Raw genomic sequence first — 19,832 nt, 5'->3', positions numbered from 1 at the left:
GCTTGGTGTCCTTTACGAGTGAATGGCCGCGAACTGCAGATGGTGGTGACCGGAAATCTCGATAGTCAGGACGTCTTCCGGATCGGGGCGGTCGGCCACGTCAATGGCGGTATATTGACCATCCGCAAGGTCTTCGAAGCGGAAGCGAACCGCTCTGCCATGGCCGCTATTGTCGTCATCCGCGTAGACTTGTTCGAACAAGTCCTCGATCTGTTGCTGCGCGTCATCATCACCAAGAATGATCTGATAGCTTGCGACGACGATTCGGTCCCCGATCGTGAAGTCCGTGATCTTCCGTACCACGTCGCGACCGGGATCCTCATTGGACCCGCGCTGGAACTCAAAAACGTCGCGACCGGCGCCGCCCGTCATCGTCACGGAGGCGTCGGCGGACACGATGCGATCGTCGCCGGAACCCGCAATGATCTCCTCGAAACCCGCAATCAGGTCCTCGCCAATCCCGATGCCTTGCGCTGTTCCGTTGCGCAGATCGATGGTGACGTTCAGCGCGGTCGCCGAATAATCCAGCGTGTCGTAACCCGAATTTCCGTCATAATTGTCAGGAGCCGCATCGGCGGATGCGACCACATGATCGTCGCCCTCCCCACCCCTGACGATATCGGCACCGGCGCCATCCGAAATGGAGTCGTTGCCCGAGCTTCCAACCAGAACGTCATCACCGGCACCTCCCGTGATCACGTCGTCGCCGGCCCCGCCGTCGATCGATGCTGCGGTCGTGCCCGCACCGAGAATGTCATCGCCGGCGCCCCCGACAACGACCTCGAACCCGGCGATACTGTCCACACCAATGTCTTCACCGACCACACTGCCGGTGCTGAGGTCGACGACAATGCTGCGCACGGCCGACGAATAGTCCAGCGTGTCGGTCCCGTTGCCGCCCTCGAACGTGTCGCTTGTCGCATCGGCCGAAGCCAGGACGCGATCTTCGCCCTCCCCACCCCTGACGATGTCGGCCCCGGCGCCGTCTGAAATGGAGTCGTTGCCTGAGTTTCCAACCAGAACGTCATCACCGGCACCTCCCGTGATCACGTCGTCGCCGGCCCCGCCGTCGATCGATGCTGCGGTCGTGCCCGCACGGAGAGTGTCATCGCCGGCGCCGCCGACAACGACTTCGAACCCGGCGATGCTGTCTGCACCAATGTCTTCACCGACCGCACTGCCGGTGCCGAGGTCGACGACGATGCTGCGCTCGGCCGACGAATAGTCCAGTGTGTCTGTCCCAATGCCGCCCTCGAACGTGTCGCTTGTCGCGTCAGCCGAAGCCAGGACGTGATCGTCGCCTTCGCCACCCATGACGACGTCCGAGCCCGCTCCATCGGCAAGCGTGTCGTTGCCGGCGTTGCCGGTCATGACGTCGTTGCCCGCGCCTCCGGCCAATACGTCGTTTCCGGTGCCGCCCGACATCTGGTCATTGCCCGCACCACCATCGAGCGTGTCGTCGTTCTCATCTCCCTGAAGAAAATCGTTTCCAGAGCCCGCCAACAGGATGTCACGCCCTGCGCCGCCTTCGATGTGGTCGTCGCCATCTTCGCCGTAAAGTGTATCGTTGCCGGCTTCACCGAAAATTCTGTCGTTGCCGGCGCCGCCGAATACGATGTCGTTGCCGGCGCCCGCGAATACAATATCGTTACCTGCGCCCGCGTAGACGACGTCGTCGCCCGCGCCGGCCAAGATGTGATCGTCGCCATCGCCCGCGAATATCTTGTCGTTCCCCTCGCGGGCGTCGATGTTGTCGTTGCCGCCGAGCGCGATAATGGTATCCGCACACTTGGTACCAAGCAGATTGTCGTCGCCTTCGGTCCCGATGATCGGTGGCGCCTCGACGACATTGAAGGATGCGGTCTGAACCACGAAATCGCTGCCGTCGCTGACGGCGTAAGTCAGAGTGACTTCGCCGAGCATGCCGCGGTCGTGCGCGAACTCCCAGCCGCCGTCCTCAGTCCGCGTCAACGTGCCGGACGAGGAGGACAGGCCGACCACGGTGAGACGATCGCCGTCCGGATCGGTGGCGCCCGCCAGCAGCGCCATGATGGTGATGGTGAGCGCCTGACATCCGGCCACATCGGGCAGGTGGACCGGGCCGGAAAGCCGCGGCGCGCGATTGCGGATATCCGGCGCCGGACCTGGAGAATCGCGCGTATTGTTGGGCTTGTCGCCGCCGCCTCCACCCCCGCCTCCGCCGCCTCCACCATTCGGAGCATCGGGGCGGTCAGGAGAGCGTCTGTCGCTGGCGCTCCTCGGCGTTTCGCCGCCGAAATCAGTGTCGAGTTTCGGCTGCGAGGTACGCGCCAGTGCGATGACGTCACTGGACCCCAACGCAACGGCTTCCTCGTCCGGGCGGGCTGAAATCCGTACCGCTTCAGTCTTGCCGGACGTTTTTGCAGCCATCTCGACATCACCGGGCTCGGCTTCCGAATCGGCGACGGCGTCGTCCTCCTTGATGGCCTGCTCCTCAGTATCCGAGCTGTGCGGCGGCCGGTGATCATCGTGCTCCGCCAGCGTCGCCGGCAGGAAGCTCTTCAGGTAGGCGGTGCAGGAGCCGACGATCAGCAGAAAGATGAGCGGCACGAAACGACGGCGCCGATCCTCCTTCTCCTCGTAGTCCTCACGGTCGGGCCCGGTCTCGCTGGTTTGCCGCTTGGTGGCCTGAATGTTGATCATGCGGGCCTCCTCATCTGGGATTCGGTCTCACGGGTTTCGGTAGCCGCCGTCGGCTGCAGGACCGGGGTCATGATGTCTTGCTTCTTGCCGAATGCGACCATGCGGCCAGCTTGAACGATGGCGACGAGGTCGACTGCAACCAGCGCGCTTGGCCGGTGCGCGATCACGATGGCGATGCCGCCGCGGGCTCGTATGCTCTCGATCGCGGCCGTCAGCGCCGCCTCTCCCTCTCCGTCGAGATTCGAGTTCGGCTCGTCCATGACGACGATGAAGGGATTGCCATAGAGCGCGCGTGCCAACGCCACCCGCTGCCGCTGGCCAGCGGATAGCGCGCAGCCTTGAGGTCCAAGCCTGGTGCGATAACCGTCCGGCATCCGGACGATCATGTCGTGGACGCCAGCCGCTTTCGCAGCCTCTATAACCTTACGGTAGTCCGGATCCGGCTCGAGACGGCAGATGTTGTCCTGGATGGTGGCATCCATCAGGGCGATCTCCTGCGGCAGATAGCCGATATGTTTGCCGATCTCGTCCTCCCGCCATTGCGAAAGATCTGCGCCGTCGAGCCGGACGCTGCCGCGCAGCACTGGCCAAATCCCGGTCAACGCCCGCACCAGCGTGGTCTTGCCGCCGGCGCTGGGGCCGATGATGCCGAGCGCCTGGCCGGCCTCGAGCTCGAAGCCGACCTCGCTCAGCACGACTTGACCTGATCCCGGCACCGCGACCGTGATCTTGTCGACCGAGAGACGCTCGGTCGGCTCGGGGAGTTGCATGGGTTCATCGGCGGCAGCGAGCGCCACAACGGTGTCACGAAGCCGATGATAGGCCATGCGCGCGGCGATGAAGGATTTCCAATTGCCAATCGCGAGATCGACGGGAGCAAGCGCCCGGGCAGAGGCCACCGATACTGCGATGATCGTGCCGGCGGACAGTTCGCCTTTGATGGTGAGATAGGCGCCGAGACCGAGCAGCGCCGACTGGAGCACCATGCGCAGCACGCGCGACACCGCAGCGAACGAGCCGGTTATGTCGTTGGCGCGGGTCTGGAGCTCGAGATGCTCCCCGTTGGCCTCGTTGAAGCGGCCCACGGCACGGCCCGCGAAGCCCATCGCCTTGAGGACTTCGGCATTGCGCGCATTGCAGTCCGCAATGCCATTTCGCGCGATCGCGGATTTTCGTAAATTGACGGCGAGCCGCTTGGTCATGATCTCGCTCACGACCGTGAGCACGACGAGAACGAGGGCGCCAGCTACGGTCAGTGCGCCCAGCATCGGATGCAGGACGTAGATGAAGGTGAGGTAGATTGGCATCCACGGCAGGTCGAACAGCGCCGAAGGACCCTGGCTGCCGAGGAAGCCGCGGACCGTATCGACATCGCGCCCGCGCTCGAGCGCCTCGGAGGTCGAGAAGCCGAAGCGCGGCATGTCGATGGCGACCCGATGCGCCAGCGGTGCAATCTTGCGGTCGATCCGAGCTCCGACCCGCACCAGTACCTGGGAGCGAACTACGTCGAAACAGCCCTGGAATAAATAAAGCCCGATCGCAAGCGTAGAGAGTACCAGCAGCGTCGGCACGCTGCCGCTGGTCAGGGCCCGGTCGTATATCTGCATCATGTAAACCGAGCCGGTCAACGCCAGCACGTTGATCATGCCGGAGACCATGAAGAGGAAGAGAGCAACGCCTCGCAGGCCCTGCGTCAATTCCCTGAGCCGGCGGCGTTTCGCAGCGGTAAGTTCTTTCGATTTCGCCATTGGGTGTGAAGCCGTCTGGTCGGAGGAATCTGAGGGGAGCGAGAGAGACGGGACGGGGCCATTCCCGTCTCTCGGCGGCCGCGACTACAGCGTGGTGTTCGCGGTCGCAACGTTCTGGTGTCCGGCGATCTCGATCTTGAAATCGGCGGCCGTGTTGCCGTCCACGTTGCCCTGGACGATGGTGAAGTCGCCGTCCGCCCGGGTTTCATAGGTCACCGCGAGCTGTCCGGCCGCGGTGAAGGCTGCACCCGTAACCAGCGTGAAGCCCTGGTCTCCGACGACCGAGTAGTCGGCGTCGATGCCGCTGAGGTCGAGCCGGTCGCCAGGCTCGAAGCCGACGATGGTGTCACCGTTGGCCGCTGCCACCGAGTTGAACTTGAAGATGTCGTTGCCGAGACCTCCGTTCATCACGTTCACCGAGTTGCTGGCGACGATGGTGTCGTTGCCGGATCCGGTGTTGACGTTCTCGACTCCCCAGAGCGTATCGTTGCCGGTCTGGGAGCTCATCGCCGTTCCGTTCGACATCGGTCCGGAGCCCAGGTTGACGTAGGCGTTTGCGGTGATTGCCGATATATCGAGCGTATCGATGCCGCTGCCGCCGTCGCTATCGTCGCCGAAATACGCGTCGTTGCCGTCGCCGATCTCGGCCACAATCAGATCGTTGCCTGCACCGCCGAACACCGTATCGTCACCCGCGCCGGCATTGATCAGGTCATTGCCGCCATCGGCGAAGATGCGATCCACTCCCGCGTCGGTGTAGACAATATCGGCACCGTCGCCGGCGAATACCTGGTCGTCGCCGGCCCCCGAGAGGATCACGTCGCGCCCGGCGCCGCCGTTCACGAAGTCGGCGCCCTCGCCGGCCGAGATCGAGTCCGCACCAGCATTGCCGACCAGGACGTCATCGCCGGCGAAGCCCACGATATTGTCGTCCCCGCCAGCGCCGGTGAGAACGTCGGTCTGCGGCGTACCCGCCAGGACCATCGCGGCGATCGGCGGCGCCGTGTCGGTACCATCGCCCGTGCCTGTACCTGTACCTGTACCTGTACCTGTACCTGTACCTGTACCTGTACCTGTACCTGTGCCTGTGCCTGTGCCTGTGCCTGTGCCTGTGCCTGTCCCTGACCCGGCATCGTCGCCATCGTCGTCACCATCGTCGTCGCCGCCGGAACCGGTGTCATCTCCATCGTTGTCGTCGTCATCATCGTTGCCCGCATCGTCACCGTTCCCGGTTCCGGTGCCTGTTCCTGTTCCCGTTCCGGTACCAGTGCCAGTGCCGGTACCAGTGCCACTGCCGGTCTGGATGGTCGCGAACACGTCTTCCGAAAGATTTGCAAGACCGGTGTTGCGCGCAATGATTGCACCGAAGCCTTGCTCCTCGACGGTCTGATAGAAGTCGAGGTTCTCGACGCGATCGAGATAGTACAGGCGATCGCCTTCCTGGAGGCGATCGAGTTGTTCGTGAAGCACGACCCACATGGTCTGGCCGACCACGCCGCCATTGATGTGCTTCTCCGCGAGCCCGCCGACGAACAGGTCGACGCGATCGATGCCTTTCACGGTATCGTGGTTCGGACCGGTGAGTTCGATACCGGGATTGATCGCCTGGAATGCGGCAATGTCCCCGGCCGCCAGCACGAGATCCGGGTAGGCCTGCTTGAACTGCGCGATCAAAGCATCGCTCAGATTGTTGCGGGTCTGGAAGTCTTCCCAGGAGGTGTAGGGCGTGAGGTTGCCGCCTGCGAAACCCACCGCTTCCTGAACGTACGGGTCGGCAGAGGCCATCAGGTCGGCGCGGATCTGGTTCATCGAGCCGATGCCGACGTCCCATTCCCGCGCCACGTCGAAGGCGAACACGTCCGCGCTGATCCGTACGAGATCGTTGCGCACGGCATCCACGATGTTGACGTCGACCGCTTCGGCCGCCTGCAGGACGCTGCCGCCGAGGATGGCACCAACACCAAGCTGTTCGTAGCCAGGCTTCGGCACGTAGCCCGGAGGCAGCGTGTTCACGAACGCACTTGCATCGTTGGTCGGGTTGAGGAAGGCGTCGAACAGGTTGACCTGGGTCGGTTGACCCTGGGCATTCAGCACCGTCATCGTCTGACCGATCAACGAATGGCCGAACCGGTAGGCTGCCGTAGCGAACTCATGGCTGACCCGGGCATCGACCTCTGGATGATAGCCGTCGAAGCCGTGGTCGCCGTCGCCGCGCATTCCGCCAAGGAGATGATCGGCGAACTCGGTGTAGACCACGCGTTGATACTCGGCCTCGTTGACGATCTTGGCCGCCTGGAACAGTTCCTCAGCTGTGCCGGTGAAGCCGGCGGCCAGAAGCCCGTCCACATGGAAGTTGTGGTTGCGAGCCCAGATGGTGTGGATCGAAGTCAGCGCGATATTCTCGTTGGCCCTTCCGTCACCGGCCACATAGTGGTCGAGAAGGCTCATGAAGGGATTGGTGTCGAGCAGCAGCGGGAAGCCGCTGTTCATGAAGTTGTTGACCATCGCAGGCAGCATCGCGTCGTCGATGACACCGCCGTTAACGAGGCCCGGGAAGTAGTCGCGGAATGCGACGTGGTGGTCGCCGGGCAGCGAGTCCGCCGTGAACACCGTGTTGTTGGCCCAATGGTGCAGAATGACTTCCCGCAGCGTGGGCAGCAGGTTGAAGTCCGGGTTCGACGGGTCCGGTCCGCCGGCGAGCAGCCGGCCCGTGAAGCCGCCATTGCCATCGCCCTCCCGCAACAGCTGGCCGACCAGTTCGTCGGAGCCGTAAGCCTGGTTCTGGTCGACAAAGGGCGAGGTCTTGTTGAGGTGCTGGGGCACGCCATCGGCGTCAATCCCGGCAACCGTGCCGCGGGTCAGATCGGCGGGATTGTCCGTGCCCGGCGCGTGTCCGGTCCCGGGGGCGCCAATCTGGAGCGTGCCATTGCCGCCCTTGCCGAGGAAGTCGAGGCCGTGGTCGAAGTACTGACCGAACGCCGTGAACAGACTGTTGACGCCGGACGCCTCTTTCGGAAGCCCAGCCTCCTGGGTGCCGAGCGCGTTGCTGATCGCGCGGGGATCGAGCCCGTTGAACAGCGGATTGATGGCGCGATTGCCGGTCGCCGGATCGTAGTCGCCGTAATGGGCGTCGGTGATGCGGATGAACGGCTGGTCTGCCGAACCGTAATTCGGATGCGCCAGGTTGTTGCCGGTGCCTTCCAGATCGCGGATGCCGACCGCGTCATTGTCCTCGCCGCCTTGGAGGCCGTTGACGAGGTTCTTCAGCGCCAGCACGTCGGAGGCGTTGAAGGTGATGCTGCCGCCGCCGGCCGGGTTGTCGTTACCGCCGCCACCGCCGTTGCCGCCGGAAGCGGGGATACCATCGGGGATGACTTCGTCCTGGGGACGAGCACCGATCATGACGTCGTCGTTACCGGTGGTATGGAAGGCAACGTGGTGTGCCGATCCCAGATTGGTCAGGTCGACGGTGGTCGCGCCACCTTGGTCGTTCACCGTGATGGTGTTGAACGAGAGGTTCGTCGGATTGAAATTTCCGATCGGAAGGACTGTATCTGTGCCAAGGCCGGTATTGATGACGATTTCTTCGATTTCGGAAAGTTCAGCAATGATGTTGGCGTTTGTCACCGCTCCGGCCACACCGTTGGTGTTGCGGGTAACGACGATTTCCGTCCCCGCACCGAGACCGATGAGACCTGCGTGAACAGCGCTGCTCTGAATGCCGTCGGCCGCATTGTTGTTCCAGTCGTCGGTGTTGGAATAGATCCTGTAGACTTCATTGGTGGCACTGCCGTTGACGATGAAGGTGTCGCCGAGCGCCCCCTCCGTCCCGCCGTTGACGACATCGCGGCCGTCGGGGGTAAGACCCAGCAGACTGGCGTTCCAGGTGATGGTGTCGTCGTCGGCACCACCATTCAGGATGTCGTTTCCGGTGCCGCCATTGAGGATGTCGTTGCCGTCTCCGCCGTTGAGCGTGTCGTTGCCCCCGTTACCGTTGAGCGTGTCTGCTCCGCCGAGACCGCTCAGGGTGTCGGCGAAGTTTCCGGCCGCCGCGGTGATGACGTTGTCGCTTGCGTTGCCGTTGCCTGCAAACGCCCCGTTGGCGGTGTTGGTCAGATTCTCGACGCCGGTCGTCAGCGTGTAGGCGGCAAGCGTCGTCTCCACCGTATCGACCCCGACTTCGAGTGCCGACTCGATCACCTGGTCGCCGGCGTTGTCGACGACGTAGATGTCGCTGTTGAGACCGCCGGTCATGATATCGGCGCCCGTGCCGCCATCGAGCCGGTCGTTGCCCACGCCGCCGTTGAGGACGTCGACACCGCCGCCACCCGAGAGCGTGTTCGCCGCGGCGTTGCCGGTTATCGTGTCGGCATTGTTGGTACCAACGACATTCTCGATATTGGCGATCGAGGTGAAGCCACTTGCCGTTCCGGCGAGCAGATCCACATTCACCCCCGGACTGGCCGCAGCATAGGCCAGAGTATCGACACCTGCGCCGAGATCGGCTGTGACCGACTCTACGCTGGTCAGCGTGCTTCCCGACACGAGCGCAAGTGCCGAGCCAGCGAGCGTGACATTCAACGTGTTGTTACCCGCTGTGCCCCCGACGGCCAGCGTATCGGTGTCTGCGCCGCCGTTGATGGTGTCGGCGCCGCTGGCACCGGCGATGATGTTGAAAGTGTCGTTCCCCGCAAGCCCGGACATCACGTTCGCAGCTGCATTGCCGGTGATCACGTTGGCGAGCGCGTTGCCTGTGCCGTTGATCGCAGCGGTTCCCGTCAGCGTCAAGTTCTCGACGTTGGCGCCGAGCGTGAAGGTGACCGAGGATTGCACATTATCGGTGCCTTCGTTGACGAGCTCTGTCGCCGTATCGGCGCCGTTGTCGACGACATAGGTGTCGTCACCGGCTCCACCCGCCATCGCATCGGCGGCCGCTCCGCCGTCGAGCCGGTCGTTGCCCTGCCCTCCGTTGAGCGCATCCGTGCCGGCACCGCCGTTGATGACGTCATCCCCGTCGGATCCGTTCAGCGTGTCGTTGCCACCCCGACCGTTGAGGAGATTGGCCAGAATATTGCCGTTCAGGACGTCGTTGGTCGCGTTGCCGCCGACCTTGGCCGAATTCGCCGAGACGAAACTCTCTGCGAGGCCATCCTGGTCAACGTAGCTGACGGTGACCCGGAAGAAATTGAGATTTCCGGCCGGCACCGCGTAATTCTGCTGGTTCGCGGTGCCTGGGGCGAGTGTCCAGCCGTTCAGGCCATCGGTCGACTGCTCCCAGCGATAGGAGAAGCCGCCTGCCCCGGGCAGACCGTTGACGTCGACAATGCCGGAGCGGTCGGCCGTGAGAACGTTCTCGGCGCCCGTGATCGTCACCGAGCCGGTGGCGCGGCCGATGAAGACATCGACCGTGCCGTTCGGCAAGCCCGCCGCATCGCGGGTCGTGAAACGAGCAATTTCGATGTTGGCGAGGGTGTCGATGCCCTCGTCATCGAGCAACGGAATCCGCAGCCCGTCTGCGCCGAGTAGCGGAGCCACGACGTTGTCGGTCACGGTCACGGTGCCGTTGGCGTTGCGGGTGATCGTGAAGTCCGCACGGGCTCCGGCAAAGGTCGCCACGTCGACATCGGATGCGCTGGCGCCATCCGATATGACCTCGCGGACAGCTTCGAGCTGGCCCGGATTGATTTTTCCGGTGCGCATCAGGTCGGCGAGCGATTTGCCGTCCCAGTCGGAATGGCCGGACCCAGTCACGATGCTTGTCAGACCGTCGACCGAGAACAGCACGGCGCCCGTGGGCCCCGTGGCATCTTTGGTCTGATGAACGGCAATGCGAACGTTGAGCCAGCGGTCGCCGTCGATCATGTCGTTGCCGGCGTTGCCGGTGATCACGTCACTGCCAGCACCGCCGAGCAGGATGTCGCCGCCGTTGGCCGGATCGAAGACTGTCGTGTCGGGGGCGAGGTCGCGGAAGTGCGCTCCGCCTGCGATCGCCGCAACGGTCGCCGCCGATTGGCCGAGCAAGCCTCCCGGCGCGAGCTTGATGAAGTCTTCCATACCGCGGATCAGGTCGACGTTCTGCGACAGCAGCTGGCTATCGGTCGCAGGTCCCCCGACAGGGCCGGTTCCGACACCGACCGCGCCGACCGGCGCGGTGGTGCCGATCAGGGTGTCGTTGTGCTTCCAGCCCGAGGCGCCTTCGACGGAGTCGTTGCGGTCGCGGAGCGTCAGCGCGGTTTGAGTGAGGAAGCGCGAGATCCCGAGGTCGATAATGCCATTGGTCTCGTCGCCCTTCTGGATCGACCAGTCGAACCCCAGCATGCCGTTGTTGCGCTGAATGCCCGCACCCTGAACCATGATGTCATCGCCGGACTCACCGTCATAGTCGGTGTCGTTGCCCTGGCCGTCGAGAATGTCGTGGCCGATGATGGGCGAATCGAAGAACAGGTCAGAGTTTTCACCGGAAAGGCTATCGAAGCCCTCGCCGCCTTCGAGCCAATCGTCGCCTTCATTGCCCATCAGGCCGTCGGGCGCAGTACCGCCGAGGATAAAGTCATTGCCGGGCCCGGCAAACACTTCCTTCGTGTCCGTCACGCCCATGATGAAGTCGCTGCCCTCGCCGCCGAACAGCAGATCGATGCCCTGGTCAGCTACAATGACATCGTCTCCCGCCTCGCCGCGGAGGAAGTCGTCGCCGAACGGATCCTCGATGATATCGTCGCCATCTCCGCCGAAGACCTGGTCGGACTCCATGCCGGCGTTGAGGTAGTCGTTGCCACCGTCGCCCCAGAGCGTGTCGATGCCCTTGTCGCCGATCAGGCGGTCGTTGCCCTCGGTGCCGCCAAGCGCGACATGCTCGCCGCCCGAGAATTTAAGCACGCCGCCGTCCAGGATTGGCTTGCCATCGGCATCGAACACGGGGTTACCGTTCACGATCCGGGCAGTCCCCTCGATACGCAGCACCTTGGGATCAATCGCCTGCAGGAAGGGATCATCGTGGGTTGGATCGAGGTCGCTGCGGTTGAGCGGATCGGTCTGGTCGCGGGAGGAATCGCCGCTGTAATTCTCCTGACCCGCAAACCGGTCGAGTTCCAGGATCATGTCGGTGGTCGACATCAGGACGCCCGGCAGATGGGTCGAATGAAGATCGCCGAGATCCGTGTTGCGCATCACCAGATCGGTGAAGGTGTTGGGTTCGAGCAGGTTGAGCAGGTTCATGCCCTGCGTGCGGCTCAGGTAGTAGAAGCGGTCACCGTTCTGCAGGTGCTCGAGCTGATACTCGAAGATGAAGTTGAACGTCGAGCCCAGTTGGCCGCCGAACTCGTTGAGTTCCTCGGCAAGGCCGCCGATCCACAGATCGATGTGGTTGAGACCGCCAAGGCTGTCATCATTCGGTCCCGTGCCGTCGGCTGCGTAGGCACCGGTGGCATTGAGGAAGTCGAGCCGATCGGCCGCCAATGGATCCGACGCGTGGATCGTGTGCGCCGGAACCGGCGGGTTCATGTTGGCGTTGGCCGGCACGTCCTGGTCGGTGCCGAGCACCAGCACCATGGCGGCCGCGCGTTTGCCTTCTGAGGTGGTTTCCGCCTCGATCAGCGGATGCGTGCCGTAGGCGGCGATGAAGTTCACCACCGACAGCGGATGCTTGATGTGCTGGGCGAAATCGGTCCAGCTGACGTAAGGTTTGACGTCGGCTGCGCCGGTCATCGCGTAGATTTGAGCGCGCGTCTCGTTGAGCGGCGGGATACCGGTCTCTCGTCCGCGGGCGATGTTGAGGGCCGGGAGATCGAGGGGCAGGCCGAGCAGATTGTTGCGCAAGGCTTCGACGACGAATTCGTCGATCTCGTTGCCGACCTGACGAGACATGCCGCGGATCAACGCGCCGGTGGCGGTCTCATCGCTGAGGCCGTCGGGCGTGATGCCGCCCGCGGTGAATTCGATCGGATTGAGGAAGGCTTTGATCAGGGTGACCTGCGCCGCGTCGTCTGCGTTCGGGGTGTCGCTGTTGACCAGCGACAGATCGTTGTCGAGACGGTCGACCGTGTCGGTCAGCATGGAGTGGCCGAAGCGATACACGGTGTGTGCGAATTCGGCGATGATCGCCGGGTTGAGATCGGCGGAATTGGTGAACACGAACGGATCGACGTTCGGCTGGATGCGCCGGGCGAATTCCTCGAACACCAGATGCTGATACTGCATCTCGGTGACAAAGCGGGCCGCCTGGAACAGACGCTCGCCATCCCAATTCAACGCGTCGATCGCGGCGTCCTTGAGCGCAGCATTCGGCTCGGCCAGGATGGCATCGAGCTCGGCCTGGGAGATGCCGTTGCGGACGCCGTTGATATCCGGCGCCATCCATTCATTGACCACGGCCGCGCTCGCCGAGGCGATGATGGTGTCCTTGTTCACCTCGACCAGACGGTTATGCTCGGAATGGAAGATGGTGTGGACAGCAGTGAGGCCAATATTCTCGTTGCCGCGGCCGTCGCCGGTGACGAAATGAAGGTCGAGCAGCTCGTTATCGTAGACGAGGTTATGGCCCTGATTGTCCATCGGAACGGAGTTGCCGACGACTTGTGCGTCGACGCCCGTATCGGGATCGACGTCGTCCGGCCGCAACTGGCCATTGACGATGACCGGGGCCGCCGTATTGGCGATGTCGTTGAGGAAAGCGTGGCCGGTGCCGACGGTGTGAACGGAGAACGAGGACGCGCCAGCGTGCGGCGTAAAGCTGGCGGGCAGGTCTGCCAGCGTAATGTTATGGAGGTCGAGGCCCCCTGCCTTACCCTCGACGGTCATCAGGGTCGTGAAGGTCTGGGCGCCGACCACCTCGGTCACGGTCACCATGACCTGGGCGTAGCCGTGCGCACCCGGCTTGAAGCGACCGTAGGCATCGACCACCAGCTGGGGCACGTCGAGCACGTCGGCATCGTTGAGCATCAGGCCGAGCTTCGTCGCTGCCTGGGCTTTCACCTCGGACCAATTGGCGATGCCGCCATGAGCGCCGTTGAGCAAATGACCGGTGTTGGCCGCAAACGAATCCGCGACATTGTCGCCATTCGAATCGACGGTGAACTTGTATTCGCGCAGGAAGACCTGATGCGAGGCGCTGGAAGTATAAGTTTGGTTCTGGTCGACGAACGGCGTCGTGGTGTTCTGCGACTCGGTGCCGTTCGGGTTCGGGTTGCCGTTCGCGTCGAACGGCGTGGTGCGCGACAGCGTCATGAAGCGCAGCTCGGGCGGAAGGTCGTCCGCGGTGCCGAGGATGTGGTCAGCGCCCGCGATCAGCGGATCGTCTGCCTGCAGCGGCATGTAGATAGTGCCGTTACCACCCTTCGTCACAAGGTCCAGACCGTGGTCGAAGAACTGGCCGAAGAAGGCCATCCAGGCGCTGTTGGGCGGGGAAAGGCCGATGTCCGGAGACCGGTTCTCGATCAGAAGCGAACCATCCGGCGAAATCTCGAGGCCGTTGTCCTGCAGCGCAGCGACAAGGGCCGCGGAAGCGCCGGCCGCGGTGGTGCCTTGCTCGGCCGCCGCCAGCGCCGCGAGGTTCGACGTCGCCATGGCGGAATATCCAGCCACATCGACCTGCGCCTGGAGGATCTGGGCGAATTCGGAAAACGACAGTCCGTCGCCGAGCGCTGCGGAATAGCCGCTCAGCGCGGTGTCCATCGCGGTCAGTGCCGTCTGCAGGGTCGCGGCCTTGTCGATGTCGGATTGCGCGACGCCGGTTGCGGATTGCAGCGCGACGACGACGGCGTCTTGCGCCAGCTTGGCCGTATGAGCGGCCGAAGCTGCGTCGCCGACCGCCGCCTGGTCGGCCGGGTCGAACGAATTGTCGTTCATGCCGTTGCGAAACTCGACCAGCTTGGCGAGCACGTCGGCCATGCCGTTATTCACCGCCAGGGCCGAGACGTCAGCGGCGACATAAGCGCCGTGGGTGGCGCTGTTGCCCGCAGCCGCGATCGCCGCGGCACGCGCCGCCAGGATCGAGTCGGCGGCCGCGTTCGGGTCGGCGGCGCCCACCACCTGGAGCGCGGCGACCAGCGCGGAGCGATTGGATAGGGTCTGATCCACGATCAAGTTGGAGATGATGCGCGGATCGGCATCGGCCACGCTGTGCGGGTTGACGAATGCACCGGGAGCCACCGGGACCGCGGGATCATAATTGGTGTTGGTCACGAACAGGCCGTTGGGAAAACCCGGGGTTCCCGGAGGAACCAGCATCATGGTGTCGCCGTCAGCCTCGTTGATGTAGACCGGGGTTAGCAATCGCGGGAATATCTCGTCGGCAGCGCCGACCTGACTCTGCCCCGGCAAAAGGTGATTGAAGCTGCCGTCCACAGTGCGCAGTCCGATCGGCAGCAGCGCCGCGTCCTGACCGATGATATCGACCAGGCTCTCTCCCGCAACATTCCGTTCAGCTACCTTGATCTGGTCCAGGATCTTGGTGAGGTCGGCGAGGTTGACGACGAAGCTGGTGCTCATGACTGGATCCCCTGCTGCTCAGGAACGTTTGCGATGCGCCCACTAAGGCCCGCAAACGATCAGAGAGGTAGGGGACAAGGTCCCAGCTTCGTCGGGACTGAAGCCGGGGTGATTGCTCGGACCTTGGTCTCATCGCGCGGCGACGTAGGTCGATAGCAAGCCACAAGCCCGAAACCATTGTTGCTTGCCTCGTACCGGCGTTCCTGCGCCTCGACGCTTTTGGGGCACGGACAATTGGCGCCGCGGTCTCACGCGCCCCGTCCATGCCCCTGTGTTTCATCGGTGTGGCAAGGAAGCGGCGTTTTTATTGCCGAAATTTCCCGGATTTATTGCCTAACTTTCCCGGACTGTCGTCGCGATACGTTCAAACATCCTCTCGATGACGTTTGCAACAGTGCGGCATAAGGACGCGAAAGGTCAGTTCCGGGAATAACCCGGATCGAATTTGGTTTTTTCTCGGAGTGGTGTGGCGAGTCGATGTCATTGGATTCAAGAATATCGTCCATGTCGCAGCCCGGTTGGCAAATTGGATTGGCCTCGGCCGACATTTTACAGCGTCCCACGCGATTGCTGCCGACCTTCCTGCTTGCGGCAGCAGTCACCATCATCTGCTCGATGACACTGCTTGCTTATGCCGTGTCCAACGCCTTGCAGACGAGCTTGACGCTAACGGCTGCCGAAGAAGGCGCATCACTTCTCGATCTTTTTCTGAGTCCGTTGGTGCAGGAGCTCGCAACCGCCAACAAATTGTCGGACGATAGCGTCAAGAAGCTCGACGAGATATTCGAGACAAGGCTTGGCAGACGTTCGAAATCGATCGAGGTCTGGCGGCGCGACGGCACCTTGGCCTACTCCAGCGGCAACAAGCATCGTGTCGGAACGAAGTCCATCCCGACCGAGATGAACGCCGCTCTTCTGGGACAGGCGACGGCAGCCATTCGAGAAATTGCCGATCAAGTATCGCAGCACCCCATGATCGAGGTCTACGCCCCGCTGTACCGGTCGGGAACGAAGGAGATCATCGCGGCAGGCAAGGTCCTCAACGACGGCGAAAGGCTCGCCGGCGAGTTGCGGGACATCCGGATCAAGTCGGTTGCCATCGTTGCCGCCATCGCGGCACCGATGATGTTCGTGCTGTTCCTGCTGGTTAAGCGCGCAGCCAGCACTGTCCGAAGGCACCGCGTCGCCTTGAAGGAAAAAGTGGCGCAAACGGCTGCGCTGGCGCTTCTTAACGACAAACTGCGCCAGGAAGCAGATAACGCGCGGTTGGAGTCGATTCAATCGAACGAGCGCTTCCTGAATCAACTCGGTCAAGACCTTCACGACGGGCCAATCCAGGTCCTGACGGTACTCGGCCTGAAGCTCGGCGAGCTGCTGGAGACAAACGATCCGGAAGCCCCCGACGATGGTAGGCCCTCTGTCGCAGATGTTGACGAACTGCTGAACGGTACGCTGACCGAGTTGCGCGACATCGCGACTGGCCTGGTATTGCCCGAGCTCAGCGATCTCTCAACGACCGAAACCTTGCGCCTCGCCGTTCGACAGCATGAAGGCAGGACCGGTACAACTGTCAAATCGGAGATCGAAAATCTTCCATTATGTCCCGCGCCGCTGCGAGTCTGCCTGTACCGAATCGTCCAGGAGGCGCTGAACAACGCATATCAGCACGCCCGCGGAAACGGACAACGTGTGGCTGTATATATTGAGTATAACTCGCTAACGGTTGTCGTAAGCGACAGTGGAGCAAGAACCACTGCGCCACCGCAGGCGCACAAGCGAGGTCACCATGCAGGGCTGGGATTGAACGGGGTCCGCCGACGCGTCGAAGCGTTCAACGGATCGCTGGATGTGATCTCATTGACAGACGGAACTCGTGTTTCGGTGAAGATACCACTCGCCAGCCTGACGGACTAAGGTAGCGGCGTTGTCGTTTGGCGAACCAATTTGCCGCGGGGCCCACATAACATTAACATCATCCTTCAATCTGCATTTACTTTCGAGATTTCTGTACTAAGAATATGGAATATTGATCGTTACCTAATTTTCGCTGAACTGGATCGCCTGGTTTTGACTGACGTGCGTTTCGGCTTCCAGGCCGGCCGAGCCGCCGGCTTTGTGCGACAAGAAATTTGTAGGAGTAATCATGAGTACGGTCACAATTGCCGTCATCGATGATCATCCGCTGATGATCGAAGCCATTCACGCTCTGCTACGTCGCACCAAGGGTTTCGAGATCGTTGGATCGGGGACAACAGCCTACGATGTTATCGACCTCTGCGAACGGAATCAGCCACAGGTCGCCGTGGTCGATCTCAGCATTCCGGGCGACGTCTACGCCGCGATCGAGAACGCGATAAGGATTTCGCCCACGACGAAAATCGTTGCCTTCACAGCAGCTACCGGCGTCGATTCGGCCATCCGCGCACTGGACGCGGGCGCCAGCGGTTATGTCCTGAAGGGAAGCAACACCGCCGAATTGATACAGGCCATCTGGTCGGTTCAAAGCGGCGAGACATATATAACGCAGAGCTTCGCAAGCAGGGTTATTGCCGGGCTTCGCGACGCTTCGCTGAGGCGCAAGGCCGCGCAGGCTGTGATCCTGAGTATTCGCGAACGGCAAATTGTTCGCCTGCTCATGAATGGCAAGACCAACAAGGAGATCGCAATTGCGATCAAGATCAGCGAGAAGACCGTCAAGCACTACATGACGGCCCTGATGCAGAAGTTGCAGGTTCGCAATCGTCTGGAAGTTGTGATCGCTGCGCAGAAATTCAACGAATCCCGCTCACCGGTCAGTTTGCATTCGTAAGAATCCAGGCATCCACGAGTGCGGCTTTTCGTGCGAAAGGAATGACGCTGCCAGCCCAGGCTGGAGGACGGACGGTATGGTGCGTTCTGCGACAGGCCTCCGGCTGCTTTCAAGTCTTCTTCTCTCTGTCGTTCTTCCGGCTAGCGCGGGCGCAATCGACGAGATCGAGTTGCTCTTCCCCGTCCGATGCGTGCTAGGCTCCACCTGCTTCATCCAGAGCTATGTCGACCATGATGGCACCGACCAGGTTCGGGACTATCAATGCGGCGGTCGAAGTTACGACGCCCACGACGGTACCGATATCAGAATTCCCGATATGGCTGTTCAGCGTCAGGGCGTGGAAGTCCTCGCGACTGCTGCCGGTACGGTCACCGCGACCCGTGACGAGATTGATGACATTTCGGTACGCACGATCGGCAGGACGGCAATCAAAGGCAAGGAATGCGGCAACGGCGTGGTTATCGATCACGCCAATGGATGGAAGACCCAATACTGCCATTTGGCCAGGGGCAGCGTGCGCGTCAGCAGAAACGAGCGCGTCTCGCCAGGGCATCCGATCGGCCTGATCGGTCTCTCCGGCGATACGGAGTTTCCGCACCTTCATCTCACGGTAAGGCATCGGAACAAGATCGTGGACCCGTTCGCTTACGAATCGGAGCCCACGCTCTGCGGGAGCGGGCATTCCATCTGGACCGGATTGACGAGCGACCAGTTGAAATACCGGTCGCGGGAAATCCTCAACGTCGGCTTCACCGATCACTCTCCGACCATGGACCAGATCGAATCCGGCGAAGTAACGAAATATCCCGTGAGCTTGCAATCCGAGGCGCTTATTGCCTACGTCCGCGTGATCGGCTTGCGGGAAGGCGATCAACAGACCGTCACGGTCCGCGATCCCGACGGCGTCATCCTTTCGGAGTACGAGGCGCCCGCTCTCGACCGCAACAAGGCCCAGTACTTCGTTGCTTCCGGACGAAAACGCAAAGCTGCCGAGTGGACGCCTGGCAGCTACACGGCAGCCTATTCAGTGGCAGGAAGTGACGGAAACGTCCTGCGCAAAACCTTCGAAATTCAGCTTGGTGCCAGATAGCGCTGCTTCGCGCCGGCCGGTTTCACATCAATGATGATGGTGGTGGGCGTGTGGCGTGGACTCGTCCGCACGCCTTGCGTACGTCATTGCCTCGATGTAGGCGATGACGTCGCTCGAATCGAATTCCGACAGTCCCAGATTTGGCATCCGCACTTCCGGATATTTTTGGGCAAGCGCGAGCGCGGCGGGATCTTTGCTGGCTCTCATCTTCTCCGGCTTCATGATATAGGCGGTGAGCCAATCGCGGCTCCTTCGGGTACTGATGCCCTGGAGATCGGGACCCACTCTATTGCCGCGTCCGATGGTATGGCCCCCGCCACAGGTTTTCAGGAACAGAGCCTGTCCCGGCAGATTCAACGGGTCGTCCACGAACGTACCCGCATTGGCCTGCTCTGTGGGCCGTAAGGCGGCGCGTTGAACGGGATCCATGGCGCGAACGGCTGACGCCAGCACGTTGATATCGCCAAATGCCGAATTCCTCTCCCACTCGCCGGTCACGTCGTTGAACAAAAGGACTTCGTTACGATGCTCGGTCAGAGCCCTGCTGCGTTCACCAAGCCGATGCCGAATGAGCTCGATGTCTTGCGCCTTGCCGGTGAGGAAGAGCCAGCGCGATCCTATGCCGAAGGCCTTGCTGTACTCCTTCAGCTTGTCGGGCGTATCATTCAGCGGATCGATGCTGATCGATACAAAGAAGTAATCCCGCCCCGCGCTGTCGCCGAGGTTGTCCTCAAGCTGGGACAGCCTCGCCGTCACGACCGGGCAGATGTCGCGACAGCTGGTGTAAATGAAGCTGATGATGCTGATCCTGCCCTTCATCACGTCATCATAAAACAGCAACGTACGCCCATCCTGCGTGACCACCGGGACGTTGGGGATGTAACCCTCCTTCCAGCGCGTTTCTGCGGCCTGCGTTATCCCGGTGAAGACAAACATGACGAGCGCAGCAAGCCAGCTGCTTGCCGCCGCTCTCCTCCAGAAATGCGCGAGTGACGCCACGTTGATGCGCATGTTCGCC

Annotated in this window: 7 protein-coding genes; 3 read left to right on the top strand and 4 right to left on the bottom strand. The window is 62.2% G+C overall.

What is annotated here, in order from left to right; genetic code table 11:
• Positions 1-12 precede the first annotated feature (12 nt).
• The 3 genes from NR187_RS34920 to NR187_RS24730 form a co-directional block, all read right to left on the bottom strand.
• The gene (locus tag NR187_RS34920) at positions 13-2,682 is read right to left on the bottom strand and encodes a cadherin-like domain-containing protein (protein WP_306235711.1); all 2,670 of its coding nucleotides are present in this window, start codon (positions 2,680-2,682) and stop codon (positions 13-15) included.
• Entirely contained in the window at positions 2,679-4,430 is a 1,752-nt protein-coding gene (locus NR187_RS24735; RefSeq protein ID WP_211386734.1) for a type I secretion system permease/ATPase, read from the bottom strand. The genes NR187_RS34920 and NR187_RS24735 overlap by 4 nt, the downstream gene beginning before the upstream one ends.
• An 84-nt stretch (positions 4,431-4,514) precedes the next feature.
• Entirely contained in the window at positions 4,515-14,915 is a 10,401-nt protein-coding gene (locus tag NR187_RS24730; RefSeq protein ID WP_256807956.1) for a peroxidase family protein, read from the bottom strand.
• A gap of 504 nt (positions 14,916-15,419) precedes the next feature.
• On the opposite strand from NR187_RS24730, the gene NR187_RS24725 reads away from it, so the two are divergent.
• From NR187_RS24725 to NR187_RS24715, 3 genes are all read left to right on the top strand, one after another.
• Positions 15,420-16,829 carry a sensor histidine kinase gene (locus tag NR187_RS24725; protein WP_211386736.1) on the top strand — a complete coding sequence of 470 codons (1,410 nt, stop codon included), beginning with the start codon at positions 15,420-15,422 and terminating at the stop codon, positions 16,827-16,829.
• 229 nt (positions 16,830-17,058) lie between these two features.
• A complete protein-coding gene (locus NR187_RS24720; protein ID WP_211386737.1) occupies positions 17,059-17,724 on the top strand; it encodes a response regulator transcription factor in 666 nt (221 codons plus the stop codon).
• A 76-nt stretch (positions 17,725-17,800) separates the two neighbouring features.
• Positions 17,801-18,814, top strand: a complete 1,014-nt coding sequence (locus NR187_RS24715; RefSeq protein ID WP_256807955.1) for a M23 family metallopeptidase — start codon at positions 17,801-17,803, stop codon at positions 18,812-18,814.
• A 27-nt stretch (positions 18,815-18,841) separates the two neighbouring features.
• Here the strand turns inward: NR187_RS24715 and NR187_RS24710 are convergent, their stop codons facing one another.
• Positions 18,842-19,825 (bottom strand): SCO family protein, encoded by a 984-nt coding sequence (locus NR187_RS24710; RefSeq protein WP_256807954.1) that lies wholly within the window; start codon positions 19,823-19,825, stop codon positions 18,842-18,844.
• Between the last annotated feature and the right edge of the window lie 7 nt (positions 19,826-19,832).

Origin of the sequence: Bradyrhizobium sp. Bra64 (assembly GCF_024519875.1) — a bacterium.
Taxonomy (GTDB): domain Bacteria; phylum Pseudomonadota; class Alphaproteobacteria; order Rhizobiales; family Xanthobacteraceae; genus Bradyrhizobium; species Bradyrhizobium japonicum_G.
Note: the sequence above shows the minus strand (reverse complement) of the source record. Positions and strands in the feature narration are given on the sequence as shown.